Genomic DNA, 23,131 nt, shown 5'->3' with positions numbered 1-23,131 from the left:
CTTGAAGGTCGTCAACTTCGTCGCGCCGGACGCAAAGCTGGGGAAGAACGTCAGAGTATGGCACTTCGCTTACGTCGGGTCAGGAACGGTGATAGGCGACGATGTGAAGATCGGATCACTCGCCCACGTCGACTACGACGTGAGGATAGGGAGCGGGACCAAGATCGAAGGGGGCGTGTACATCCCCCCGCTTTCGAGGATAGGGAAGGACGTGTTCATAGGCCCTGCAGCCGTGCTCACCAACGACCCCTACCCCCCGAGCAGCAGGATGATCGGGGTGACGGTGGCTGACGGCGCGGTGATAGGGGCGAGGGCGGTGGTCAAGGCCGGGGTGAAGATAGGGAAGAGAGCGGTGGTGGCCATGGGAGCGGTGGTCACCAAGGACGTCCCGCCGGAGAAGGTGGTGATGGGGGTCCCCGCGAGGGTCGCCTATACGAGGAAGGAGTTCGACGCTAAGATGAAGGCGTGGGAGTCTTCCCGACCTTCGACCTCACATAGAGCGCAGTAAGCCCGTCGAGCACCACGAACCAGACCACGACCAGCCCCAGGATGAGCGCCGCCTTCGCGAGCGCCAAGGCGGTGTATCCGGAGAGGTCGTGGGGGAGCCCCAGGGGGGTAAGGGGCGCGACGAAGATGAAGAAGACATAGGTCTCTGCTATGATGAGCAGGAAGGCAACCGACTCTATCAGGAAGAGAGGCAGGAGCTTCACTCAGAACACCCAGGTGAGGGCGGAGATGACCATCGAGAAGGCGCAGGAGACGGCGGTGAGGGCGACGATGCTCGCGACGAGACCCTCTTCGGTGCTCGGCGAGGCCAGGAGGATCAGCCTGACCAGTGTGTTGGGCGCGTCCTTCGCGGTCGAGGCGTGGAGCACCCCGTCATCACCTACGTAGGTGGGCCTCGAAGACATCTTCCTCCTCTCTACGAAGCCGCGGACGCTGGAGAGGGTGTAGAAGGAATTCAGGATGGCTGGGACTATGGCTATGATCGCGGCGATCTCAACCCCCCCGACGACCGCCAGCCCCGCGAACATGGCGCCGAACATGAGGCTGCCGCTGTCCCCGTCGAACGACCTGGATGGGTACCTGTTGTACAGCAGGAAGGCCGCAGAGACGCCGACCAGGGGGAGGGTGGACGCCAGCCTGGCTGGTGAGAACCCCTGCGTGAAGATCTCGCGGAGCGCGACCCCGACCGCCAGGGCAACGGACGTGAGGAGGGTGAACCAGGATATCTCGCCGTTGAAGGCGTCCATCATGTTGAAGGCGTTGGTGACGACTGGGAAAGCAGCCACCACGAGTACGGTATAGATGATGAAGTGCGGGGCGGTGTCCCCCAGGATAGGGAAGGAGATGTCAGAACCATACAGACGGACCCCGGCCCCCACCAGAGAGACGAATGCGACCCCGGCGAGGACGAGGAGGAGGGGCTTGGCCTTCCCGCCCAGGACGAAGAGGTCGTCGTAGAGGCCGACGGCGAACGCCACGCCGGCCCCCAGGACCAGGGCAGCGGGGAAGAGGGAGCTGAACCCCAACGCCACAACCCCCTCGCCGACCAAGACGGCAGCGAAGAGGAGGGGCCCCGCCGGCTCGGGGACCTTGCCTGGAGGGTTCTTGTGGACGTCCTCCGACACCCGCCCCAGCCGGGTCAGGTACCTCAGGTACGGGGGGAACGCGAGCAAGAGGAGGACGAATGGGACGAGGAGCGAGGCCAGGAGGAGCGCCCCCTCGGCCAGCGGCGAGACCAATCCGAAGGGGCGTCCGATACCTTTCTCATTAAACGGTTTCCAGAAGGCGCTTTCGGCGCTTCAACGTTAAATAACGCCGTAGGACGGCCAGTCCGTCACATGAACATATCCGACTTGAGGGACGGCATGAGGAGGGTCGACGCAGAGGGGGAGATTTCAGACATGGCAGAGCCGCGGTCGGTGAACCTGAGGACCGGGGGCGAGGCGAAGGTAGCAGACTGCATGCTGAAGGACGACAGCGGCCAGATCAAGCTGTCGCTCTGGGACGACCAGATCGACATGGTCAAGCAGGGGTCCAAGGTGAGGATAACCAACGGCTACACCAACAGCTTCCGCGGGGAGCTGAGGTTGAACGTCGGGAAGTACGGGAAGCTCGAGGTCCTAGAGGCCTAGAAACTTCTAAAGCAGCGCGCGTTCTCGGACAGGCAAGACATGGGGACCGGAGGGTTATTCCTAAGGAAACTCAGGGCCCAGGTTTCCAACAGGCCCACGGGGTTCGTCTGGGTCGAACAGGGAAGACTCGCGGGCTCCGGTTATCCCGCCTCCAGGGGACAAGTAGAATGGGTGTCTGCCAACGGCATCGGCACGGTCCTCACCCTCACCCAGGAGCCGCTCCCGAAGGCCTGGACGGACGGGCTCGGGCTTTCCGTGGAGCACGTGCCCATGCATGACCACGGGGTTCCGGACGTCAAGGTCCTTGACGAGTGCGCTCGGCTGATAGAGGCGGAGCTCGACGGTGGAAAGCGCGTCCTGGTCCACTGCCTGGCTGGAGAGGGAAGGACGGGGTGCGCGCTGGCTGCGTATCTGATCAGGTCCAAGGGTCTCGGCGCAGACGAGGCGCTAAGGAGGCTGAGGGAGACAAAGCCTGAGTTCGTGGAGCGCGCCCAGGAGAGGGCCGTCTCCGACTACGCTGCAAGCCTAAAGCGACAGCCCCGCTCCCTTAACGCGTGAAAAGGCGCTGCGTCTGGCCGCTGGCTGCACTCCTCATCGTTCCGCTGATGGTTCTCTCCGCCTCCCCGGCGGCCTCGGCGCAGAGCTGCAGCATCAGCGTGACTGCCCAGCCGTCACGCGTCCCCTTCCCGTTCAGGGCCGTCCCGGCGCCGGGAGCAGCGACCATCAGCGAGACTTTCGACGTGACCTATCCTCCTTCCCTGGCCAACCAGACCGTCACGCTGCAGTACCTCAATGGGAGTCGGTGGCATGGCCTGGAGAACTTCACCGCCAACGACCTGGGGTTCACCGAGACCAGCTATGGCCTGGACAACGGGTGGGCAGGGTTCGGGACCACGTCGGTCAGGGCGGTCAGCGGTTCGTGCGAGTCCGGAGCTGCCGCGTTCGGAGTTTCTTACGACCCTGGCGCGGCTTGGATGGACGTGGGGGTCTACGCTGGCCTAGTCGCCTCCGTGGGAGCATTCCTTTTCCTGGGGAAGGGCCTCGGATGGAAGCGTTTCCTGATAGTAGCCGTCCCGGTCTATCTCGCGATAGCTCCGTGGACCGGTCAGAGATACGACGTCTACTTCCTCCTGAGCTCGGGGATTAGGATCCTCCAGCATGTCAACCCGTTCGCACCAGGGAACCCTCCCCTCTATCCCGGAGGGCTGAAGTGGGCCTACCCCCCGCTCTACGCCCTCTACAGTGCCCTTTCCTTCTTGATCTACCAGGGGCTCAGCGGAGCACCCCTCCCTTCGGTGGGGGGGCTTACCTGGCCCGGGTGGTTCACGGCGATGTACAACGTCTACCTGGCCTACGTCCCCTCCAGCCTCCCTCTGCTGGTCTTGCTCCTGAAGCTCCCCATGGTGGCCTCGGCCGTCTTGACGGGAGCCTTCCTGAAGAGGATGACCGGGAACGGTTGGACCGCCGTCTTCTGGCTCGCAAACCCTCTCGTGATCTTGGTCGCGGCGGTCTGGGGGCAGCTCGATCCAATGGCGGCACTCCTGACCGTGATGGCGCTGTACTACTTCGGGAGGGGGAAGATGTACGAGGCGTACCTGCTGGCTTCCCTCGGCGCAGCGGTGAAGGTCTGGCCCGTCATCATCATCCCGCTGATGCTCGCCGTCGCATTGAGGCGAGAGGGGGCGCGGGCCCTCAAACCGCTTTCGGCGTGCATACCTGCTTTCGTCGCCACCCTGGTAGCCTACGGCGCCTACGGGAATTTTGCCTACACCGTCTATGTGTTCCTCTACGCCCGTGCGATACCTACGTATGGGGGGATGTTCACAGCGAACGGGCTGACCTGGCAGCAGGCGCTGTTGCTTGTCAAAGCACCCCCAGTCCCGGTTTTCCTCCTGGTGGGGGTCCCGGCCTATGTCGCCTGCCTCTTCTGGGTGTACTGGAAGAAGGACGCGGATCTGGTCAAGTGGAGTGCCATATCCATCCTCGTGTTCTTCCTCACGTACAACTTCGTGAACCCGCAGTACTTTTACTGGATCCTCCCGCTCCTCATGCTCCAGAGGAGGCGCATCGCGGGGGCCGTCTTCACCGTCCTCCCCCTCGTCTACGTCGCCCTCACCTACAACCTGTTCTACTTCTTGTCCCCCGCGGTCCTGCTCAACCAGTTTTCAATCGGGGCGTCGGTCGCCGATCAGTTCAAGGTCGACTTCTTCAACCAGACGCCGGCCGCGTTCCTCGTCCTCACGGCGGTCGTTCCGACCGTCATCTACGCACTGCTGCTTCTGAGCGAACTAAGGCCAGACCTGCTTCCGAGACGCCTCCTCAGAAGAGGATTTCCTGAAGACGAAGAGGGTCTGGTCTCCGAGCCTGTTAAAGGGCGGGGCGCCTGAGAGAGCCAGCTCGAGGCGCTCGAGGAAGGACAGAAAGGGCCTCAGCCTGAGATAGTAGCCGTTGAGATAGGCGGGAGGGAGCAGGGCGGGAAGGGCTATGACCTGCTCCGGCCTGAATCTGGGGGAGAAGTAGGAGATGAACGATGACGGCGAGAAATAGGTCGACGGTACGTCTCTCCCACCGACGGAGACCATTATGGGCTGGACCCTGCGCGGATTCGCTCTGTCGAACTGCAGGACGAGGCCGTGGGATATCATTTCGGTCGCGCAGGTGGTGTTCCTGACGGAACAGACGAAGTAGCCGCCAGGCTCAAGGAGGGAATCGAGCTGGCGCGCGAACGAACCGAGGTTAGGCTCGCAGTTCAGCGCGCCGTTGAACGAGTACGCGACGCGTATCTCTTTCTCCCCTATCAGGTCCCTCACCCGCGAGACCTCCGATGCGGAGAGTCTCGCAGGCAGAATCTTCCCCGCCAAGCCTCTCGCCGCGACCTTTTCTTGCAGGAGCCCGATCATCCCGCCCGAGACGTCGGTCGCGACAATCCCCGAAACCCAGTCGGAGATCGTGACCGCCTCCTCCCCCGTCCCGCACCCCACTTCCACGAGGTAGTCTTCAGGGCGTAGCAGCTTCCTCAGGACCTGCAGAGACCGTTTCCGAATCCAGGTGTTGATGAAATTCCTGCTTATGGTGAAGTCGTACTCGTCCGACGCCGAGTCGAACGCGCCAGCGACGTCGGCGTAGTAGTCCTTCTTCTGAGAGGCCCAGTGGCCGAAGTCGGCCTTGACGTCGAGTTCGCCCGAGGCACCGCCCCGCTTCACGGCGGAGCCGAGGGGCGTGAGGCAGAGACAGAGCTCGCAATGCGAATACCACTTCGACACGAACCTGGCGCCATACTTCTTCCCGAAGGATGCCAGGGCAGCCTTCGCCGCCGCCTCATCCACCCTGCGGGCGGCCACGTCTACCAGGTACTCGCCCAGGCGCACCCTGGCCTTTCCAGCTTTCAGGGCGTTCAGGGCCCAGTCGCTGGACGGGCTGTTGCCCAGGACGAAGTATTGGCCTCCCGTCCAGACGTATCTCAGTTCAACTATGTGCGGGAGGTTCGTCCTCCTTCCCCTAGTCTCCAGCCTCAGGTACTCGCTCGACCCCAACCGGTTCGGGAGTCAAAAGGCTCAGGTCAAGTTAAGGATTAGTCGATCGCAGGGCCGCGATGAAGGAACAGATATCAAAGCGGGCCAGCCGCTGCGGTTCGTTCGCCTTGTCAGCCCGCCCAGAGACAGCACCGAGCAAGACCCCCTGGCTGGATGGGTTCGAGGAGACAGACTACTCCAAGTTCTGGGAGACCAAGAGGATCGAAGACGAAGCCCAAAAGAGGGTCGTCAGGGGGATGATCCGCCCAGGAGGGGCCTGCCTCGACCTGGGAGGGGGTTTCGGGAGGATGACGAAGGTCCTCGAGCCTTACTTCCGGGAGGTCGTCATGATGGACCTGACCAGGAGGAACCTGCGCACCGCGAAGGACACCCTGGCGAAGGCGGGGTTGGTTCGTTCCGACGTCTCGACCATCCCGGCCAGGGACTCGTCTTTTGACTCGGTCGTGATGATCAGGGTAGTTCACCTCCTCCCCCGCCCCCTGGAGACGATGAAGGAGGTTCAGAGGGTCTCCAAAGACGGGGCGGTCCTCATCATCAGCGTCCCTAACCTCGTCACAAATTACATGATCCGCGAGTTCGACGCCAAGGTCCTCCCTGGCATCAGGCACGTCATGCCGACCTTCGGCCCGGCGGTCTGGCCCATCGGAGACAAGCCGCGTCTCTCCCCGCACGAGCTCTTCGTCCCCTCCCGGTTCAGGATGACAGAGAGGAGGGGGACAGGGATGTTCGACAACTTCATGGGGAAGGCTCTGAACCGATTCCCCTGGCTGCATCTGATCGACGTCGCCACGTCCCCCTTCTGGTACTTCAAGCTGGACGTCTTCTTCAGGTTCGAGGTCCGCAAGTGAGCCCCTTCAGGCGCGACAGGGCTCGAAAAGGAGCCTATGCGCCACTGTTCTTCCGCGCGCCTCCCGTCTGGATAAGCGACAGGAGAAGGACGAACGAGTATCCGACAAGGTACACCAGGAGTATCGGGATGAGCCCAAGGTTGTTTGTCGTGTACGCGTAGAGCGTGGCGACTGAGGCGAGGGCGACGGCGCCTGCCTCCAGAAAGTTGACCTTGTTCAGTGGGATCTGGTACCTCTTGCCCTTCCAGGTCTGACCTGAGCGCTCGATGGCGTACTTGGGGGTCCTCGAAAAAGTCCCGGTGTCGTGCGAGAACAAGCCAAGAAGAGCCTGAGCGGAGTTGCTTATGCTGATGCCGTAGCCGAGCGCCACGAGCACCACTATCTGCTTGACGCTGTGCAGCACCCCCAGCCTCTGGACCCGGACCGCCTCGAAACAGTAAAGGAAGACCGCCAGGGTCGAGAGGACGACGAGGGCCGTGAAGACGACCCAGGGGACGACCTCCACCACCAGCAGCAGCCCGCCGCCGGGCCTGGGGACGGGGAGGGTCACGGCATAGCTGATTACGTCTATCCTCAGGAAGTCGGCGCTCACAGCCAGCAGGAAGGAGGCCACCATGAGAGGGTGCACAAGATAGTAGGTGAGGTGGACGCCTGCCTCGAACTTCTGGCCCCCCGACAGCCTATTCGACGGGACGATGCGCCCGGCCAGCTTCCTTGCAGCCTGAAGGGAGCCTCGCGCCCACCTTCCCTGCTGCCGTTTCAAGCTGGCCAGGGTGGGAGGGAGTTCCCCGGGAACTTCGAGGTCGTTCAGGTAGACCCCCCGGTATCCGGCAAGCTGCATCCTGTAACTGACGTCGAGGTCTTCGGCCAGGGTGTCCGCCGCCCACCCCCCCGCCGCTTGGATCGCCGAAGCCCTCAGGACACCAGCGCTCCCGTTGAAGTTCATCAGATACCCGTTCCCGTTCCTCCCTCTCTGCTCAAGGAAGAAGTGAGCGTCGACCCCTATGGCGACCGCCTTCGTCATCGTGCTGTAGTTCCTGTCGACGTGACCCCACCGGGCTTGGACGAAGCCCACCTCCGGGTCCTCTTCCAGGACGGCTACCGTCCTGTCTAGGAAGTCGGGCGGAGGGATAAAGTCGGCGTCGAAGACGGCGACATACTTCTCGTGAGTCACTTCGAGGGCGGCCTGCAAGGCGCCTGCCTTGAACCCCTGTCGGCTCCCGCGCCGGATTACTCTGAACTGGAGCCCCCGAGCCGAGTGCTCCGAGACGCTTTTGTCGACCGCGAGGCTCGTGTCGTCATCAGAATCGTCTATCACATAGATGGTGACCAGGCGCTCCCCGTACCGTTCCGCCACCCGGACGCACGAATCCAGGAGCCTTCTCACCACGTACAGCTCGTTGTAGATAGGGAGGTGGATCGCCACCGTCGGACGCGCGGAGAGCGGCGGGGCGGAGCAGGGCTTGTACCTTCTGGACCTGACCGTAAGGTAGAGTATGTTCAGCCCGTACACCGCGAAAGCTACACTGAGGAGGACTGATGCTAACAGCACGACGGGGGCAAGGGAGTACGCTGGGAAGACCATCAGTGCCGATCACCTACGGGTCGCATCCGTGCATCCTTGGGTCTAGCTGACGGAGGGTCCTCGCTCATAACCCATCGGTATTGAACAAGCCCCTGGGCCGGAGAACCTTCCTGTACTTCTCTCGGAGGGCCGTATACCTCTTGGACTCGTAGATCAGGTGATCGGGCGAGCTCCTGATCTCGAAGAGGTCTGAGCAGCGTCCCGCCTCCTTCAGCTTCCGGTTCAGAGCCGATGCCTTTAGACCAAGGTAACGGCCGACGAGCCTGAAGAGAAGCTGGTTGAAGGCGGCGCTCAAGGCGGACGGCCCTCTGACCACCGGTAGGGCGTGCGTCCCTCTCACTCTCTCGTACGCCAGCGGATAGTAGCTCGATATCCAGCCTGCCGCTTCCATGAGGCTCTCATAGGTTCCCATCCCCTTCAAGACCTTCGTCTCGAGCGCGTCGCGGGCGAAGAGCGGGTCACGGGCCTTGGCGAACGTCGACCGGGCGAAGTTTTCGTCCATCATGCAGCTCAGGCATATCTGCGGCGACCCAGGGGAGAGCGAATTGAAGATCCTTGCCATGACGAGCGCGGCCGTCAGAGAGAGCCACGTCTTGCCCGATGGAGCAACGCAGAACAGGTCGAGGTCTCTCGATGCGGAAGCGGAACCGTAAGACGTGGAACCGCTCACCGCGACCATTTTGAAAGCGCCCGCGCCGAGGAGCCCAGCGAAACGGGCGGCGTGCCCCAGATTTCTCCTGGCCATCCGCCTGTGGATGAGTTCCTCGTCAAGGAGGCTGGGCCTCCCCTCCCGTTGCCTTTCGGTGAGGTACCCTCCCTTCAGTTCGAACTTGCGGCCGAGCGATGGATCTGAGACAATCGCCTCTGCGAGCTCCGTCTCCGAGGCCCCGTGCGCCAGCAGCCGGGAGATCTCCTGGACTGTCACCAGGGAGCCGTTGTCTCTGGCCACCTGGTAGAGGAGGTCAATCCGCTCTGCATTTTCCCTGGAGAGCGTCAGGTGAAGCGCCTCCAGATTTGGTGCGCCCGGGAGGAGCTCATGGTGTCGAATATGGACATGACCGCAGAAACGAGCTCGCTCACGGCCGCCATGGGGGCGATCTCCAGGTACCGGGGGTCCTTGGCCAGTGCCCTGACCAGGATTCTGACCCCAGCAAGCGGCGAGAGGAAGAGCATGGACTCGATGGTCCTGGGGGGCGCTCCAACCTCCCGCCACACCTGAGCGTGACCGAAGAGGATCCGTCGCCGCTGCAGGAGCACATCTAGCGGGCGGGACGGAGTCCTGACCCTGACCCGCGCAGAGGGGCAGACCATGACCTTGTACCCCAGCTTCTTCGCCGTACCTCCCATGTATGCCCCATCGTTCACAAGGCCAGAGGGGAGCGGCGCGATGGCCGCAGACCTGAAGACTACGAGTTCGTCGCTGCTGTGGTTGGCTATGCCCATATGGTTGAGCGCGAGCGAGCACTCGTTGTGCGTGCTCCACATGAATTCGGTCAGCAGAGAAGCGAGCCCTCCTCCGGACCTAGTGTCGGGCAGGGCAGAGACGGCCCCGATGAGGGGGTCGGAGAGAGCCATCCTGAGGAGGGAAGGGACCGCTCCCGGCGCTGGGACGGCGTCGGAATTCACGAAGACCAAGTAGTCTCCTGACGCTGCGCAGAGGATCTTGTTGACGGCGTCGGCTTTGCCGTGCCTGACCCCCTCCACGAAGAGCTCTACCCTGGGGTCCAACTCGGCGGCAGACTCCAGTTCGGACAGGGTGGCGGCCGAGCAGCCGCTCGCCACGACGATGAGCTTCTTCAGATCCATCCGGGCGGCTTCCGCCTCGACCAGAAGGGCGCGCAGGAAAGCGCGGGGCTCGTCCATGGTTCCCGTAGCACAGACCCCAATCGAAAACGAGGGGCGCGACAGAGGAACCGGGGTCGCGGGACCTCCTGAGCTCTCGGGCGCTGGACTTGATAGGACGTCGGGCCGCAAGTTGTACCTTCTGTTTTGTGCCCGCTCTTGCTATAAGGGTGACTCGACCTTCGACAAAAGTAGAGCCACGCAGGCGTTTCTATAGGGCCCGGTATAGAATGGGTAGAGGAGCGGGCAGTTTTAGCCGGGATGGGTTCCCAAGAACTTCAGGACCCTCTTCATGAAGGCATCCCTCTCCTCCCAGAACGGCAGGTGCGAACTGTTTGGGAATATCGTGAGCTCGGAACCTTTGATGCGCCTGTGGATCTCCTTTGCGACCAGGGGGGAGACTTCGTCATACCTCCCGCCCAGCACCAGGGTCGGGGCCGCTATGGTGCGGAGCTGGTCGGTGACGTCCCAGTAGCGGATGTTGCCGGTTATGGTGAACTCGTTCGGGCCGTTCATGATTCGGTAGACCAGCTTGCTGGTGTGCTCCAGGCTGTAGGCGACTTCGGCCGGCCAGGGCTCCAGCCGGCAGAGATGCTTCCTGTAGAAGACCATGACGGCCTCCTGGTACTCTGGGTCCTCATACCCTCCTGCGGCCTCGTGCTTCGCCATCGTCTGCTGGACGTTCTTCGGGAGCCTGCGCTTCATCCGCTGCATCTCCCTGACCGTAAGAGGGACGCTGTGCAACCCTCCCACCGTCGTCATCGTCTTCATGTTGGTCTGGTACTTCAGGGCGTAGCCGATGGCGAGCATCCCTCCCCAGCTGGAGCCGATTATGTGGGGTTTCCCCAGCTTCATCTCCTTTCGGAACCCTTCCACCTCCTCTACGTAATGCTCCGGGACTACAAGAGCCGGGTCTTTGGGGACGGCGGAGCGCCCGCAGCCGAGCTGGTCATAAAACGTGACGCGATACCCTCTCTCCGCTAGGTCCGCCATCGAAAGGAGGTAGTCGTGGGTGCTCCCCGGCCCGCCGTGCAGGCAGAGCACCTCGCCCTTCTCGGGCTCGCCGAACTGGCGGTAGAAGAGGTCGAACCCCAGGACCGAAGCGAAACCTTCCGTCGGTTTCACAGCCGGAGCGCGCGCAGTTGGCGGCTTAAGGATTGAGTGCGGGGGGAGGGATTCGAACCCTCGAACCCCTAAGGGATGGGAGCCTCAGTCCCACGCCGTTGACCATGCTGGGCGACCCCCGCAGCGAGCCATGCCCGCGCCTTACAATCTAAAAACTCTCCGAAGGCTTTAGACCCCGAGGACGCCGCGGGTACTGCGAGATGCGAGCGGATCATACTGCGGGGAGGTCTGCCATCATAGCCGTCAAATGCGTTTCATGCAGCAGGGCCTACGACCACCGCGAGAAGCTCAACACGTGCCCCGCGTGCGGCTCCATCTTGAGCTGCACATACGACGCCGAGAAGGCGAAGGAGACGCTCACCCGGAGCGCCCTCGAAAAGCGGGTGAAGAGCCTCTGGAGATACGCGGAGGTCCTCCCCGAAATACGCCCTGAGAACGTGACAAGTCTGGGCGAAGGCTTCACGCCGATCCTCCGCCTGGCCGCCGGGCCCCTCATGAAGGACGACGGACTCATCCCGACGGGGACCTTCAAGGCCAGGGGCATGTCTGTGGCCGTGTCGAGGGCCAAGGACCTCGGCCTTGCTAAGCTGGCGGTCCCCTCGGCAGGCAACGCGGGAGCGGCTCTCGCTTGCTATGCAGCCAGGGCAGGACTTTCAGCAAAGATCTACATGCCGGTCGAGACCCCGCCGTCCATAGTCGCTGAGTGTCGTGCCTACGGGGCGGATGTGGCCCAGGTGGAGGGAAACATCGGAGACGCCGGCGCCGCGATGAGGTCGCAGATGGACGGTTACTTCGATATGGCGACCCTGAAAGAGCCCTACAGGCTTGAGGGGAAGAAGACCATGGGATACGAGATTGCCGAAGAGCTGGACTTCGAGCTCCCCGATGTGATTCTGTACCCGACCGGAGGCGGGACGGGGCTCCTCGGCATGTGGAAGGCTTTCGACGAGATGGAGAGCATCGGGTGGATAGGGAAGGAGCGGCCCAGGATGTTTTCAGTCCAGTCGGAGAGCTGCGCGCCCATCGTGGACGCATTCAGCGCAGGGAAAGAGGAGCCTGATCCGGACTATCCTGACGGGAAGACGGTGGCGGTGGGGCTCCGGGTCCCCAGGCCCTTCGCAGGGAAGCAGATAGTCTCGGTCCTGAGGGAGAGCGGCGGAGGAGCGGTGAAGGTTCCAGATTCTGATGTCCTGACAGCCGCGCGAGCCCTGGCGAAGGAGGGAGTCCTCGCCTGCCCGGAGGGAGCGGCTACGCTGGCGGGGTATCAGAGCCTCCTCAATCGCGACGAGATAGCGCGGGACGAAAAGCCTCTCCTGTACAACACCGGCACTGGCCTGAAGTATCTCGAGCTTTTCCAGTAAGACCACGGGTCAAGGCTTTATTGCGAGTAGCGGAGGGCCGCCCTTGAGCCAGCGTAGCTCAGCCTGGTAGAGCACTCCCAGAAGGGGCTCAGACGCCTCGTAAGCGTGGGGTCGCGAGATCGATGCTCGCCGCTGGCTCTCGCAATGTCTTGACAGTTGGCCCCGGAACCGAGAGCTCTTGGAAAGGACGCCCGGGCCGAGTCCTGCTGAATCGCCCGGCTACGTCGTCGAGGTTGAAGTGCTGCTGGGGGCTGCCGCCGTCGGAAGGGTCGCGGCGTAGAAGCCGCCCACGCCCTCACCTGCGATGTCCCCTGGGGCGGAGTCGTGGATGAATGTGAAGAGCGCGTAGCCGTCGAAGGTGGTTATCTTGGTGGAGTTGTAAGCGGTGATCGATCCGAAGGAAGACAGACGGAGTCCCGGTGGAAGAGTGAGGGTGGCCGCGTAGAAGGCCGGCCAGTTCGTCTCACAGAGACTGGTGGTGCATGTCGTCTCCCCGCTGTTCGGGGTGTCGGTGGAGCGGAAGTAGAGAGTGAAGCCCGCGCTGTTGGTCAGATAGACTCCGACCGAAGGCTTGTATGCGACGCCCACGCTGTACGAAGATCCGTTGACTATCTGGCCGCCCGACTGCTGCAGGTCCGGCGGCATCGCGTACCAGAGGCCATTGAACTGGTCTGTCCCTTCTCCGGTCACGCTTCCAGCTTTCGTGTCCCCCACGTAGTAGTAGAGCGGCCACCCGTTGTAGGCTGTCTGTTTGTTGCCGTCAGACAGTGTGATCGTAGTGAAGTTGGCCGAGCTCAGGGCTGACGGGAGGCTCAGGCTGCCGGCGTAGAAAGGCGGCCATACGGATGCGCAGGCGCCGGAGCAGGCGCTCGCGCCGCTGCCGGGCCTGTCTCTGGCGAACATGTAGAGGGTGAATCCGGTGCTGTTCTCAAGATACTGCCCTACTGATGAGCTGCTCCCGATCTTGATGGTCTGGACTGCCGACGCGGTGCTCTTGCCCCCCGCTGGCACGAACGCAAAGTAGACCCCCACCGCGGCGACAACGATGACGACCACCACGACGCCTGCTATGACTCCCGTAGAGACTCCCGGCCGCCTCCTGACCGTCCCCGCAGAGAACACGAACAAAATTGACGAATCGTGGCTTAAACACTTTTCGGGGTTCTTCGGCCTAGTACGTCGCGAGGTCTCAAAGGACAGTCCCACCTGTTTCATCCGCTTCCTATAGGCCACGGCTATCCTGTCGGAGCGGAGATGGAGCTCGGCCTGGAGGTCGAACGGGAGCCGCTCCGGCCTCTGGGGTACCGCCGGGACATCATCGTGTAGATGATTATCTGGAGTATCGAAAGCAAGAAAGCGACGGCTGAAGCGATCACGAGGTTCAGCCCTGAAACGTCGACCTGCGCGTGTATGATCGAGCATCAACGTGGACAAGTGGATCCGCGCACGAGCTGTGAAAATCAGTACCCAATCTCCGAACTAGGGCGCAGATGGCGCATGGACTTTACCCTCCCGCACCTTTTGCACCTGTAGAGGCCCCTCCCTCTCGGGTTATAGTCTCTGGTGTCGACCACGGGCTCGTGCTCCGTCCTCGTCCCGCATTTCTCGCACCATCGATACTCGGCCATTCGAGCGGCACGGGGCGGCACCCCCGCAAAAACCTTTAGCGGCTAACGTGCCTCGAAGGACCACGGCAGCACTGGCGGTGTCAGGGCGCCTCCTCGTCTTTGTGGGATCTGCTGTCGTGGCGTTTTCGATGTTTTCGGGCGAGGGACATGAGAGAAGCCAGCGAGTGCTGGAGTCAAATTGGAGGCCAAAACAAATGAGTGAGATTCATCCAGAACGCGAGCCGTGAGCCGACGGTCAACAGGGAGAGGAGCGAGCCGCCAGTTTAACAGAGCCCTTCGACTAAAGAATTAAATAGGAAAAGCCGAAGCTGTTCCGATATGCAAGAATTGCAGCCACTCGTAGTGTTCACGCCTGAAGCCCGGGAGAAGATAGGCCAGGTGCTGGAACAAGAGAAGGCTACCGACTCTTATCTGAAGATCGAGGTCTACCAGGGGGGCGGGTGCGCCTGCAGCGGTGGGTACAGATACGCGCTGAGCCTCGAAAAGATCGCGGGCGAAGCAGACGTCGTCGAAGAGGTGGGCGGACTCAGGGTCATGGCAGCCAAGGCTGACGCTGAGGTGATCAGGGGGTCGAAGATTGACTTCGTTGAAAGTCTTCAGAGGACCGGCTTCAAGATAGAGAACCCCAACATCCACGCCGAAGCATGCGGCTGCGGCGGACACTGAGACGTTTTCGGACAAGAGCTTAAGAGCACAGAGATACTCTCAGCCCACGTTGAAGTACGTGGACGGCTCGAAGAGGGTCTTTCTTAGCACAGGCACGCGGTTCCCGCGAGAAGTAATCTGGGCAATCGGTGCGATAAAACGCTCGGCCGCGAAGTCCAACGTCCAACTGGGGCTCCTGGACAAGGAGATAGGCGAGGCCATCCAGTCGAAGGCCGAGGAGCTGATGAACGGAAAGCACGACCAGTCCGTGGTCGTTGACGTCTATCAGACGGGGTCGGGGACGGGGCTGAACATGAACGCCAACGAGGTGCTGGCGGAGCTTGCGTCGGCCGAACTCGGGAAGAAGATCCATCCGAACGACCATGTCAACATGAGCCAGTCATCCAACGACGTGGGTCCCTCGGCGGTCCGGGTGGCCGCGGCTCTGGCCGTGAGCAGGAGCCTCCTTCCCGCGCTGCGAGGGATGAGCAGGAGCCTGAGTGCGCTTTCCAGGAAGACCTCAACTGTGTACAAATCAGGGAGGACGCACCTGCGCGACGCTCTCCCGGTGACGATGGGACAGGAGTTCGGGGCCTACGCGGACGAGTTTTCCAGAGACGCGGAACTCGTGGAACAGACCATGTCATACCTGCTCGAGCTCCCAATAGGAGGGACGGCTGTCGGTACCGGACTTAACGCCGACCCGAGGTTCGGCGGGATGGTAGCCAAGGAGCTGGCGGCCCTTTCTGGGTTGAGGTTCAAGAGCGCGAAGAACAAGTTCAGGCCCACGCGGCTGCTGACGGACCTGTCGGCGCTCAGTGGGACGATGAGGACGGTCAGCATCGACGTTTACAGGCTCTGCCAAGACCTGAGGCTGATGTTCTCGGGCCCTCTCACGGGTTTCGGGGAGATCGACATCCCCACCCAGGAAGAGGTGGCCGGGAGCAGCATAATGCCCGGAAAGACGAACCCGGTGACCGTGGAGAGCGCGCTCCTCGCCTCTGCCGAGGTGGTGGGGCTCGACGGCGCGAACGCTTTCGCGGCTTCGCTGGGAGAGTTCGAGTTGTCTATGGGGGTGCCGCTTATGGGGTATAACCTGGTCTACCAGGCTAACCTGCTGTCCGAGGCGCTGACCAAGCTCGCGTCGCTCGTCATAGACCACGTGGTCCCCATGAAGGACAGGGCGAGGGGATACGCTGAGGCAAGCCAGGCTCTGGTGACCCTCGTCTCCCCCAAGATAGGCTACGACAGGGCGTCGAAGCTAGGGAAGGAAGTCGCAAGAGGGGTCCCGATCCGCGGCGCGCTCAGGAAGCTCGGCTTCGCTCCCAAGGAGATAGCCTCGATCCTAGACATGAAAGGCCTGGTTGAACCGGGCATTCCGGCGAAGAAGGTCTAGCGGCGTTTTCAGGCGGAAACGGGGATATTCAGCGTCTGACCCTGACGCCGATCTTTTCCATCAGCTTCCCCAGCTCGGAGTCGTCCGCGGCGTCCATCCTCAGATATCTCAGGATCTCGCCCTCATCCATGCCGACCCGCCGCGCCTCTGCCACCGTGGTCCTGTAGGCCTCCAGTTCCGTCGGTCTGTCTACGTACTCGAACGCCTGGTCGTACAACTCCTTCCCCTCGAGGAACTGCCTGACGTGGACAAGGACGTGTATGACGTCGAGGTAGAGGAAGTCGTTCTTGGCGGTCGCGAGGTGTTTTGATCCGATGCAGATCGTCCCGGTGTCCCTGTCGAGCCACAGCCCGGAGTCGTTCCTCTCCACCCTGAGCTTCAGATGCTTCAGAATCTTGGACATCTGCGTCTTGGAGCCGAAGACCTTCGACAGTGCCGCCGACCCTTCCAGTCCGGAGAACACCTCTGAGAGCTTGTACTCCCCGACGCCGGCGCTCCTCTTCACCCGGAACGACCTTACACGCACGCTGACCCAGAAAGAGTCCCGAGGCAATCAAAAGTCCTGAACTCAAAAAGTAGTATTGCCCCGGTGAAGATTGGTTCACACGGGCAGGCAGCCCTCTGGAGGAACACGACGGGGATACGCTTACCTTATGCCGGAGAGGACGACAGGACGGGAGCGCCAGGTTGATCGCCTCTCTCAGTGGCATCAGGGGGATCCCCAACAGGGACCTTTCGATGGAGGACGTGTCGAGGTTCGCGGCCAACTTCGGCCGCGCCATGGGTTCCAACGAGTTCCTGCTGGCCAGAGACTCCAGGACCACGGGGACCGCCGTGAGCCGGTCGGCTGCGGCCGGGCTGCTGTCCCTCGGGGCGACAGTCCTCGACTACGGCATCGTCTCCACCCCGGCCCTGTTCAGGGAGAGCAGGATGAGAAAGCTCCCGGCCGTGATGGTGACTGCGTCCCACAACGAGCCGGAGTTCAACGGCCTGAAGTTCATAGACGACGGGGCAGGGATCGGGGAAAGCACCCTCGAAGCGGTCCTCGGAGGGAAAGCGTCCCGAGGTGGGTTCGCCGGGGGACTTGTGAGGGGCGCGGGGACGCCCAGGTACGTCGCCGATATCGTCGAGAGGTTCGGGGCGGGGACATGTGAAGGAGTGAGTGTGGCGGTCGACCTGGGGGGAGGGGCGGCGATATCGCACGTCGTCCCGTTGCTGTCTAAACTCGGGTGCCGCGTGATCTCCCTCAACGACACCCTGTCGGTATTCACGCGCCGAATAGACCCCGTCGCCGACGACCTCGACCTTCTCATGAGGACGGTGAAGTCGAAGGGATGTGACATAGGGCTGGGGTTCGACTGCGACGGAGACAGGCTGGTCGTGGTCGACTCCGAGGGGAGGAAGAGGACAGGGGACTACATGCTGACGCTGGCGCTGTCGAGGCTCCTCGCCGAGACTGGGGAGAAGCAGGTGGTCGTGTCGATGGACACGACCCAGGCGGTGGACGACGTGGCCGGGAAGTCGGGGTGCCGAGTCACACGGTCCAAGGTCGGGGAGGCCAACGTCGTAGGCGCCATGAAGCGGGTCGGGGCGCGACTGGGCGGCGAGGGGAGCAGTGGGGGGCTGATCGACGGGACGTTCAACTACTGCAGAGACTCCATGCTTGCTGCAGTCGCCATCATCCAGGAGCTGAAGGCGCGCGGACGGGGCTTCTACAGGTCGGTCCCGGTCTATCACCAGGAGAGGGTCGCCCTTCAGCTGCAGAGGGCGGAGGCCCTGAAGGCGATGAAGAAGCTCGCGCGCGAGTACGACGAGACCGACACCACAGACGGCCTCAAGGTTGCCCTCCCTCAGAAGTCCTGGGTTCTCATCAGGCCGTCCGGGACCGAAGATGTGGTCAGGGTGTCGGCGGAAGCCGGCTCGCCTGCCAGGGCCGCCAGCCTGGCGGAATCCTTCGCGAAAAGGGTGAAGGGGTTGAGCAGATAGCACGCCGGACGAACTGGAGGTCATCCGGTCCATAGTGGGCAAGGCAGGGAGAACCCCCGCAGGGTACGCCAGGATAGGCGACGACGTAGCTGTCATCCCTTCGAGAGGCGGCAAGGTAGTGCTGAAGGCCGACATGCTGGTCGAGCACACCGACGTCCCCCCGGGGATGACCTACAGACAGGCCGCCAGGAAGGCGGTGGCGATGTGCGTGAGCGACTTCGCGGCGAAGGGGGTGAAGCCGGACTCGTTCATGGTGTCGCTCGGACTGAGGAAGGGTGTGACCCAGGAAGAGGTGGACGGCCTGGGGTTAGGGTTCAGGGACGCGGAGAGGTCGTGGGGGGTCCGCCTTGTGGGAGGGGACACCAACGAGGCGGAGGAGTTGGTCATCGACTGCGTTTTGGTCGGGTTCGGGGACAGGCTGGTCACCCGGGAGGGGGCGGCTCCCGGGGACAGGCTGGTGGTCACCGGCCCCTTCGGCCTCCCCCCTGCAGGGCTGAAGATCCTGTCGGGCGGCGCGAGGGCTGACCAGGGATTCGCACGTGAGGCCAAGCGGAGCGTGCTGGAGCCTGCCCCTAACCTCAGGCTTGGGCTCGAGCTCGCCCCCTACCTCTCTTCTTCCATGGACTCCAGCGACGGCTTGGCCAGGAGTATCCACACCCTCGCCCGGGAGAGCAAGGTCGGATTCGAGGTGCACGAGTTGCCTTTCGCCGCGGGGGTAGAAGGCTTCGCAAGGGCCAACGGCCTTGACCCCGAACGACTCGCCCTCGAAGGAGGCGAAGAGTACTCGATTGTGGGGACGGTGAGCAGCTCAGAGCTCGGCAGGGCGACCAGGGCGGCGGAAAGGGCTGGGGGAACCCTCCTTGCGATTGGGGCGGTTACGGCCAGCAAGGGGAAGGTGACGAAGTCAGGCAAGACCATCAAAGACGCAGGCTGGACGCATCTAGGCTGATGCGGTCTTCGCCAGTTTGACGAACTTCTTCACGAGCTGGTCCGCCTCCTCCTGGGTCTCTGCCTCGGCGAATATCCGCACTATGGGTTCGGTCCCGCTGGGCCTGACCAGTACCCATGAGCGGTCTCCCGCCGAGACCTTAACCCCGTCGACCCGCTCTACATCTCCCTTGGCCTGCCTTTCGACGGCCTTCATCAGGGAGTCCACGTTCTTGCGGTTTACCTCGACCTTGGTCTTTGCCTGGTAGTACTTTGGGACCACGAAAGAGAGCAACTTGGAGAAGGACATCCCTCTCTTAGCCAGGAGCTCGAGCATCAGAGCAGTGGTCATCGCCCCGTCCCTGACGGGCACGTGGGGCCGGTAGATGCAACCGCCGTTCTCCTCGAAGCCGAAGACGGCGTCCCGTTCGATTATGGTCCTCGCGATCTCGACCGCCCCGACCCTCGTCCTCAGCACCTTGGCGCCGCGCTTCTTCGCCACTGCTTCGATCGCCTGGCTCGAGGCCACCGACGTGACCACGGTCCCGCCCTGGTGCTTCTCGAGCACGAAGTCCGCGACCAGGCTCCCGCTCTGGTCACCCCACAGTATCCGCCCCCCCTCGTCGCAGAACATTGACCTGTCCCCGTCGCCGTCGTAGGCGACTCCGAGGTCTGCACCTGTCGCCTTCACAGCCGCGGAGAGGTCCTTCAGAGTGTCCGGCGTGGGCTCCGGGCCTCGCCCCGGGAAGCTCCCGTCCACGACGGAGTTTATCGTGATGAGCTTACAGCCGAGGGCCTCGACTATGTACGGGGCAGCCACCGCCTGGGCCCCGTTGCCGATGTCCATCACCACGGTGAACTTCCGATCGGCCACTGCCTTGGAGTCGACCCTGGAGAGGACGCCTTTCTGGTAGGCCCTGACGACGGAAGGTTCCTGGCGGGAGACCCCGACGGTCTTCCAGTCTGCCTTGGTCTGGGACTTCTCGAAATAGATCTTCTCTATCCTCTGCTCGTCCAGCCGGGGGATCTCGACACCGTCGGGCCCCGAGACCTTCAGCCCGTTGTACTGGGCAGGGTTGTGCGACGCCGTGACCATCACCCCTCCCCTGAACCCCATGGCTTTCACGGCGTACTGAAGGGCCGGAGTGGGCACGAGTCCGGCTTCGGCGACGTCCCGGCCGGAGCTGAGGAGCCCAGACACTGCTGCGTTGGATAGCGCGGGGCCTGAGAGGCGTCCATCCCGCCCCACCAATATCTCTCCGCTGCCGAAGTAGGTGCCCACGGACTCGCTGAGACCTATGACGAAGTCGAGGTCGTGCGACACTCCCGGGACAAACCTCACCCCGTTCGTCCCGAAGAGCCGTTGCTGTGTTGAGGCCAACGCGCTTCGGTGCCGCCTGACCAGATAAAACTTTCCAGTTGTCCATGGATTATACCGACCTGGGAGACCGCGGCAAAGCTTATGTCGAATCCCCGTCCGGTGGCGTCGGGCCCGTAGCGCAGATCCAGGCGAGCGGAATACGGATAGCGCGGCAGAGCGTCACGCCGAGCCTTCTAAGCTGTAGTGAGCTTGGCTCGCAGAGGTCGTGCGTTCAAATCGCACCGGGCCCGCGTATCCTATCCATATGCCGCCGGGCGCCGGGAGGGCGGAAGCATAACTAGCCCCCGGGAGGAGCCGCGGCCATCCGAGATGCCGAACAAGGGACGCAGGGGTGGGACGGACCCAGGCTCAGGGTGGGAAGGGTACCTTTCCCCGTTCACCTGGAGGTACGGGTCCGGAGAGATGAGGGCGCTCTTCTCGGAGGTCGAAAGGCGCGCAGCCTGGAGGAAGACCTGGGTCGCCCTCGCGAAGGCGGAGGAGGAGATGGGGTTGCTGAGCCTGGACGAGCTCAACGGGATACGGTCAGTCAGTGGGAGGGAGCACATCGACTTGGCGGCAGCGCACGGGTTGGAGAAGAGGATCGGCCATGACCTGTTCGCTGAGCTCAGGACGTTCGCCACGCAAGCGAAGAAAGGAGGAGGGAAGCTGCACCTGGGGGCGACGTCTGCTGATATCGAGGACAACGCTGACATCGTGATCTACAGGAAGGCGATGGACCTGGCGGGGTCGCGCCTCAGAGACTGCCTGAGGGCTATCCGGGCGAAGATTGTCGAATACAAAGGGACCCCCTGCATGGCCTGGACCCATCTGCAGCCTGCTGAACCCACCACCCTCGGGTACAGGTTCGCGTCATACGCCCAGGATTTGGCGCTCGACATAATGATGGTCGAGTCGGTAGGCGCCATCTTCCTGAAGGGGAAGGGGATCAAGGGGGCGGTGGGGACTTCTGCAAGCTACAAGGCCCTCCTGGGGAGCGACCGGCTGGCCGAAGAGCTCGAAGTGAAGGTGATGCGGGATCTTGGACTTGAGGCGTTCCCGGTGTCCGGACAGACCTACCCGCGGAAGGTGGACTACCTTGTGCTTTCCTGCCTCGCCTCGGTCGCCCAAAGCTGCCACAAGTTCGGGGTGGACCTTCGGGTCATGCAGTCTCCTGCGTTCGGGGAGCTCTCGGAGCCGATGGGAGACCTTCAGGTAGGCTCCAGCGCCATGCCGTTCAAGCGCAACCCTGTGATGGCCGAGAGGATGTGCTCCCTCGCGCGCTTCGTGTCCGCCCTGCCTCAGGTCGCCTTCGCGAACGCTGCCAGCAGCATCCTCGAGAGGACCCTCGACGACTCGGCTTCAAGGCGCGTTGCGATCCCTGAAGCCTTCTTGGCGATCGACGAGTGCCTGACCATCTACCTGAAGTTGGCCTCGGGCATGGTCGTCCATCCAGCCATGATCAGGAGGAACCTGGAAACATATGGCCCGTTCGCGGGGACAGAGGCCGTTCTGATGAGACTGGCCAGGCAAGGCGGGGACAGACAGAGGCTCCACGAGCTCATCCGTAAGAAGTCGAAGATAGCTTGGGGTGAGGTGTCGAAAGGGAGGCAGAACCCCATCGAGAGACTCCTCTCTGAGGACAAGGCGGTCTCGTCACGGCTTGCACCATCGGAGGTGCATGCCCTGATGGATCCGAAGAGATACACGGGCCTGGCGGAATCGAGGAGCGAGAAGTTCGTGAGGGATGTCCTCGACCCGCTGTTGGCGGGCGGAGCCCGAAGTCGGCGGGCGGCGCGCTGAAGAGACCCTACCTCTTCCCGGCGACGAACTCCAAAGTCGCTGCAGCGCCGAAAAGCTTGTTCTCGCCTTGCCGCCAGGCCAGGGACCGCTCCCCCTCGATGACATCGTCGGTGATCTCAAGGCCGCGATGGGCCGGGAGGCAGTGCATGACGACCGCTTCTTTGGGGGCGGCTTTCATGAGCCCGGAGTTTACCTGATACCCCCTGAAGTCACGGAGGCGCTCCTTCTCTTCCTTTTCGTCTCCCATGCTCACCCAGACGTCTGTGTAGACTACGTCGGCGTCTGCCACCGCCCTCTTCGGGTCCCGGACGATCGCCAGCTCGGCGCTGGTCTTCTTTGCCAGCGCTTTCGCAGTGCCAACGACAGAACGGTCGGGCTCGTATCCGTCCGGGCAGGAGACCGTCACATTGAGGCCTGTCAGAGCGCCTCCCAGGATGAGGGAGTTGCAGACGTTGTTGCCGTCACCAATGTACGCCATGGTAAGACCGCGCAGCTTCCCCCTGAACTCCCTGACCGTGAAGAGGTCGCTCAGAGCCTGCGTGGGGTGTTCTGCGTCGCTCAAGGCGTTGACGACGGGTCTTCCCGAGTGCTCCGCGAGCTGGACAAGCGTGTCATGGGAGTTCACCCTTCCGACTATCACGTCGAGGTAGCCCCCCAGTATCCGTGCGGTGTCTTTGACCGGCTCCCCTCTGCTCAACTGGAGTTCGTTGGCGGACAGGTAGAGCGGATCCCCGCCGAGCTTTATGGCAGCGACTTCGAAGCTGGTCCTCGTGCGGGTCGAGGGCTTCTCGAACAGGAGTCCCACCGCGACCCCCTTCAGAGTCGGAGGGGGCCTCAGCGCCTTCATCCGTGCCTTCAGTTCCCCAGACCGCGCTATGAGAACCTCAGCGTCGGACGGCGACAGGTCTGAGACCGAAAGGAAGCTCCTCGTTTCGGCCATGGGCTCGCCGCTCCCTC

The 23,131-nt window shown here is 62.7% G+C and carries 23 protein-coding genes and 3 tRNA genes; 13 read left to right on the top strand and 13 right to left on the bottom strand.

Annotated elements, in window-relative coordinates:
- Position 1: 1 nt before the first annotated feature.
- Positions 2 to 508, top strand: coding sequence for an N-acetyltransferase (locus JRN21_01145; GenBank protein MDG6987914.1), 507 nt, complete (start codon positions 2 to 4; stop codon positions 506 to 508).
- Here the strand turns inward: JRN21_01145 and JRN21_01140 are convergent.
- Both JRN21_01140 and JRN21_01135 read right to left on the bottom strand, forming a co-directional pair.
- Positions 453 to 710, bottom strand: a complete 258-nt coding sequence (locus JRN21_01140) for a hypothetical protein (protein ID MDG6987913.1) — start codon at positions 708 to 710, stop codon at positions 453 to 455. The two genes, JRN21_01145 and JRN21_01140, sit on opposite strands and share 56 nt — an antisense overlap.
- Complete coding sequence (locus JRN21_01135) at positions 711 to 1,745, bottom strand: hypothetical protein (protein ID MDG6987912.1); 1,035 nt, start codon at positions 1,743 to 1,745, stop codon at positions 711 to 713. It abuts the gene before it with no gap.
- Positions 1,746 to 1,844: 99 nt separating this feature from the next.
- Here JRN21_01135 and JRN21_01130 point away from each other — a divergent pair, with 99 nt between their 5' ends.
- Genes JRN21_01130 through JRN21_01120 form a run of 3 tightly spaced genes read left to right on the top strand, consistent with a single transcriptional unit; the run spans position 1,845 to position 4,525 of the window.
- Complete coding sequence (locus tag JRN21_01130; GenBank protein ID MDG6987911.1) at positions 1,845 to 2,138, top strand: DNA-binding protein; 294 nt, start codon at positions 1,845 to 1,847, stop codon at positions 2,136 to 2,138.
- A 39-nt stretch (positions 2,139 to 2,177) separates the two neighbouring features.
- Complete coding sequence (locus JRN21_01125; protein ID MDG6987910.1) at positions 2,178 to 2,696, top strand: dual specificity protein phosphatase family protein; 519 nt, start codon at positions 2,178 to 2,180, stop codon at positions 2,694 to 2,696.
- Positions 2,693 to 4,525 carry a hypothetical protein gene (locus tag JRN21_01120; protein ID MDG6987909.1) on the top strand — a complete coding sequence of 611 codons (1,833 nt, stop codon included), beginning with the start codon at positions 2,693 to 2,695 and terminating at the stop codon, positions 4,523 to 4,525. Before JRN21_01125 ends, JRN21_01120 begins: the two co-directional genes overlap by 4 nt.
- On the opposite strand, the gene JRN21_01115 is transcribed toward JRN21_01120, so the two are convergent.
- On the bottom strand, positions 4,427 to 5,671 hold the full coding sequence (locus tag JRN21_01115) for a nitroreductase family deazaflavin-dependent oxidoreductase (protein MDG6987908.1): 1,245 nt from the start codon (positions 5,669 to 5,671) through the stop codon (positions 4,427 to 4,429). The genes JRN21_01120 and JRN21_01115 overlap by 99 nt on opposite strands.
- A 107-nt stretch (positions 5,672 to 5,778) precedes the next feature.
- On the opposite strand from JRN21_01115, the gene JRN21_01110 reads away from it, so the two are divergent.
- A complete protein-coding gene (locus tag JRN21_01110; protein MDG6987907.1) occupies positions 5,779 to 6,519 on the top strand; it encodes a class I SAM-dependent methyltransferase in 741 nt (246 codons plus the stop codon).
- Positions 6,520 to 6,553: 34 nt separating this feature from the next.
- On the opposite strand, the gene JRN21_01105 is transcribed toward JRN21_01110, so the two are convergent.
- The 5 genes from JRN21_01105 to JRN21_01085 form a co-directional block, all read right to left on the bottom strand.
- Positions 6,554 to 8,104: a glycosyltransferase gene (locus tag JRN21_01105; protein MDG6987906.1), complete on the bottom strand. Its 1,551-nt coding sequence runs from the start codon at positions 8,102 to 8,104 to the stop codon at positions 6,554 to 6,556.
- Between the two features lie 64 nt (positions 8,105 to 8,168).
- Positions 8,169 to 9,053, bottom strand: coding sequence for a hypothetical protein (locus JRN21_01100; GenBank protein ID MDG6987905.1), 885 nt, complete (start codon positions 9,051 to 9,053; stop codon positions 8,169 to 8,171).
- A 44-nt stretch (positions 9,054 to 9,097) separates the two neighbouring features.
- Positions 9,098 to 9,967 carry a glycosyltransferase gene (locus JRN21_01095; protein MDG6987904.1) on the bottom strand — a complete coding sequence of 290 codons (870 nt, stop codon included), beginning with the start codon at positions 9,965 to 9,967 and terminating at the stop codon, positions 9,098 to 9,100.
- 231 nt (positions 9,968 to 10,198) lie between these two features.
- A complete protein-coding gene (locus JRN21_01090) occupies positions 10,199 to 11,071 on the bottom strand; it encodes a proline iminopeptidase-family hydrolase (protein ID MDG6987903.1) in 873 nt (290 codons plus the stop codon).
- A 37-nt stretch (positions 11,072 to 11,108) separates the two neighbouring features.
- Positions 11,109 to 11,193: transfer RNA gene (locus tag JRN21_01085), tRNA-Leu, on the bottom strand.
- Between the two features lie 78 nt (positions 11,194 to 11,271).
- Between JRN21_01085 and JRN21_01080 the strand changes: the two genes are divergently transcribed.
- Positions 11,272 to 12,432, top strand: a complete 1,161-nt coding sequence (locus JRN21_01080) for a threonine synthase (protein ID MDG6987902.1) — start codon at positions 11,272 to 11,274, stop codon at positions 12,430 to 12,432.
- Positions 12,433 to 12,479: 47 nt separating this feature from the next.
- Positions 12,480 to 12,570, top strand: a tRNA-Thr gene (locus JRN21_01075).
- Positions 12,571 to 12,651: 81 nt separating this feature from the next.
- Here JRN21_01075 and JRN21_01070 read toward each other — a convergent pair.
- Positions 12,652 to 13,554, bottom strand: a complete 903-nt coding sequence (locus JRN21_01070) for a hypothetical protein (protein ID MDG6987901.1) — start codon at positions 13,552 to 13,554, stop codon at positions 12,652 to 12,654.
- Positions 13,555 to 13,892: 338 nt separating this feature from the next.
- Positions 13,893 to 14,060: a hypothetical protein gene (locus tag JRN21_01065; GenBank protein MDG6987900.1), complete on the bottom strand. Its 168-nt coding sequence runs from the start codon at positions 14,058 to 14,060 to the stop codon at positions 13,893 to 13,895.
- Between the two features lie 327 nt (positions 14,061 to 14,387).
- On the opposite strand from JRN21_01065, the gene JRN21_01060 reads away from it, so the two are divergent.
- Together JRN21_01060 and JRN21_01055 are read left to right on the top strand one after the other, a co-directional pair.
- Positions 14,388 to 14,726, top strand: coding sequence for an iron-sulfur cluster assembly accessory protein (locus tag JRN21_01060; protein MDG6987899.1), 339 nt, complete (start codon positions 14,388 to 14,390; stop codon positions 14,724 to 14,726).
- Between the two features lie 49 nt (positions 14,727 to 14,775).
- The gene (locus JRN21_01055) at positions 14,776 to 16,101 is read left to right on the top strand and encodes a fumarate hydratase (protein MDG6987898.1); all 1,326 of its coding nucleotides are present in this window, start codon (positions 14,776 to 14,778) and stop codon (positions 16,099 to 16,101) included.
- Between the two features lie 28 nt (positions 16,102 to 16,129).
- Here the strand turns inward: JRN21_01055 and JRN21_01050 are convergent, their stop codons facing one another.
- Positions 16,130 to 16,627, bottom strand: a complete 498-nt coding sequence (locus JRN21_01050; GenBank protein ID MDG6987897.1) for a hypothetical protein — start codon at positions 16,625 to 16,627, stop codon at positions 16,130 to 16,132.
- Between the two features lie 161 nt (positions 16,628 to 16,788).
- On the opposite strand from JRN21_01050, the gene JRN21_01045 reads away from it, so the two are divergent.
- Together JRN21_01045 and thiL are read left to right on the top strand one after the other, a co-directional pair.
- Positions 16,789 to 18,087, top strand: coding sequence for a hypothetical protein (locus JRN21_01045; GenBank protein ID MDG6987896.1), 1,299 nt, complete (start codon positions 16,789 to 16,791; stop codon positions 18,085 to 18,087).
- A 34-nt stretch (positions 18,088 to 18,121) separates the two neighbouring features.
- The gene (gene thiL, locus JRN21_01040; GenBank protein MDG6987895.1) at positions 18,122 to 19,036 is read left to right on the top strand and encodes a thiamine-phosphate kinase; all 915 of its coding nucleotides are present in this window, start codon (positions 18,122 to 18,124) and stop codon (positions 19,034 to 19,036) included.
- On the opposite strand, the gene glmM is transcribed toward thiL, so the two are convergent.
- The gene (gene glmM, locus JRN21_01035) at positions 19,028 to 20,395 is read right to left on the bottom strand and encodes a phosphoglucosamine mutase (GenBank protein MDG6987894.1); all 1,368 of its coding nucleotides are present in this window, start codon (positions 20,393 to 20,395) and stop codon (positions 19,028 to 19,030) included. The genes thiL and glmM overlap by 9 nt on opposite strands.
- 107 nt (positions 20,396 to 20,502) lie before the next feature.
- Between glmM and JRN21_01030 the strand changes: the two genes are divergently transcribed.
- Both JRN21_01030 and JRN21_01025 read left to right on the top strand, forming a co-directional pair.
- Positions 20,503 to 20,625 (top strand) — tRNA-Arg (locus JRN21_01030).
- A gap of 79 nt (positions 20,626 to 20,704) precedes the next feature.
- Entirely contained in the window at positions 20,705 to 22,174 is a 1,470-nt protein-coding gene (locus JRN21_01025; GenBank protein ID MDG6987893.1) for an adenylosuccinate lyase, read from the top strand.
- Between the two features lie 7 nt (positions 22,175 to 22,181).
- Here the strand turns inward: JRN21_01025 and argF are convergent, their stop codons facing one another.
- On the bottom strand, positions 22,182 to 23,114 hold the full coding sequence (argF, locus tag JRN21_01020) for an ornithine carbamoyltransferase (protein MDG6987892.1): 933 nt from the start codon (positions 23,112 to 23,114) through the stop codon (positions 22,182 to 22,184).
- Positions 23,115 to 23,131 lie beyond the last annotated feature (17 nt).

This window comes from Nitrososphaerota archaeon (assembly GCA_029785825.1).
In the GTDB taxonomy this organism is placed as follows: Archaea; Thermoproteota; Nitrososphaeria; order Nitrososphaerales; family Gagatemarchaeaceae; genus UBA183.
This window is presented reverse-complemented; position numbering and strand designations above follow the sequence as displayed.

Coding starts and splice junctions, on each gene's coding strand:
- JRN21_01130 (MDG6987911.1), top strand. CDS start 1,845: ATGAACATATCCGACTTGAGGGACGGCATGAGGAGGGTCGACGCAGAG.
- JRN21_01125 (MDG6987910.1), top strand. CDS start 2,178: ATGGGGACCGGAGGGTTATTCCTAAGGAAACTCAGGGCCCAGGTTTCC.
- JRN21_01105 (MDG6987906.1), bottom strand. CDS start 8,104: ATGGTCTTCCCAGCGTACTCCCTTGCCCCCGTCGTGCTGTTAGCATCA.
- JRN21_01095 (MDG6987904.1), bottom strand. CDS start 9,967: ATGGACGAGCCCCGCGCTTTCCTGCGCGCCCTTCTGGTCGAGGCGGAA.
- JRN21_01080 (MDG6987902.1), top strand. CDS start 11,272: ATGCGAGCGGATCATACTGCGGGGAGGTCTGCCATCATAGCCGTCAAA.
- JRN21_01065 (MDG6987900.1), bottom strand. CDS start 14,060: ATGGCCGAGTATCGATGGTGCGAGAAATGCGGGACGAGGACGGAGCAC.
- JRN21_01025 (MDG6987893.1), top strand. CDS start 20,705: ATGCCGAACAAGGGACGCAGGGGTGGGACGGACCCAGGCTCAGGGTGG.
- argF (MDG6987892.1), bottom strand. CDS start 23,114: ATGGCCGAAACGAGGAGCTTCCTTTCGGTCTCAGACCTGTCGCCGTCC.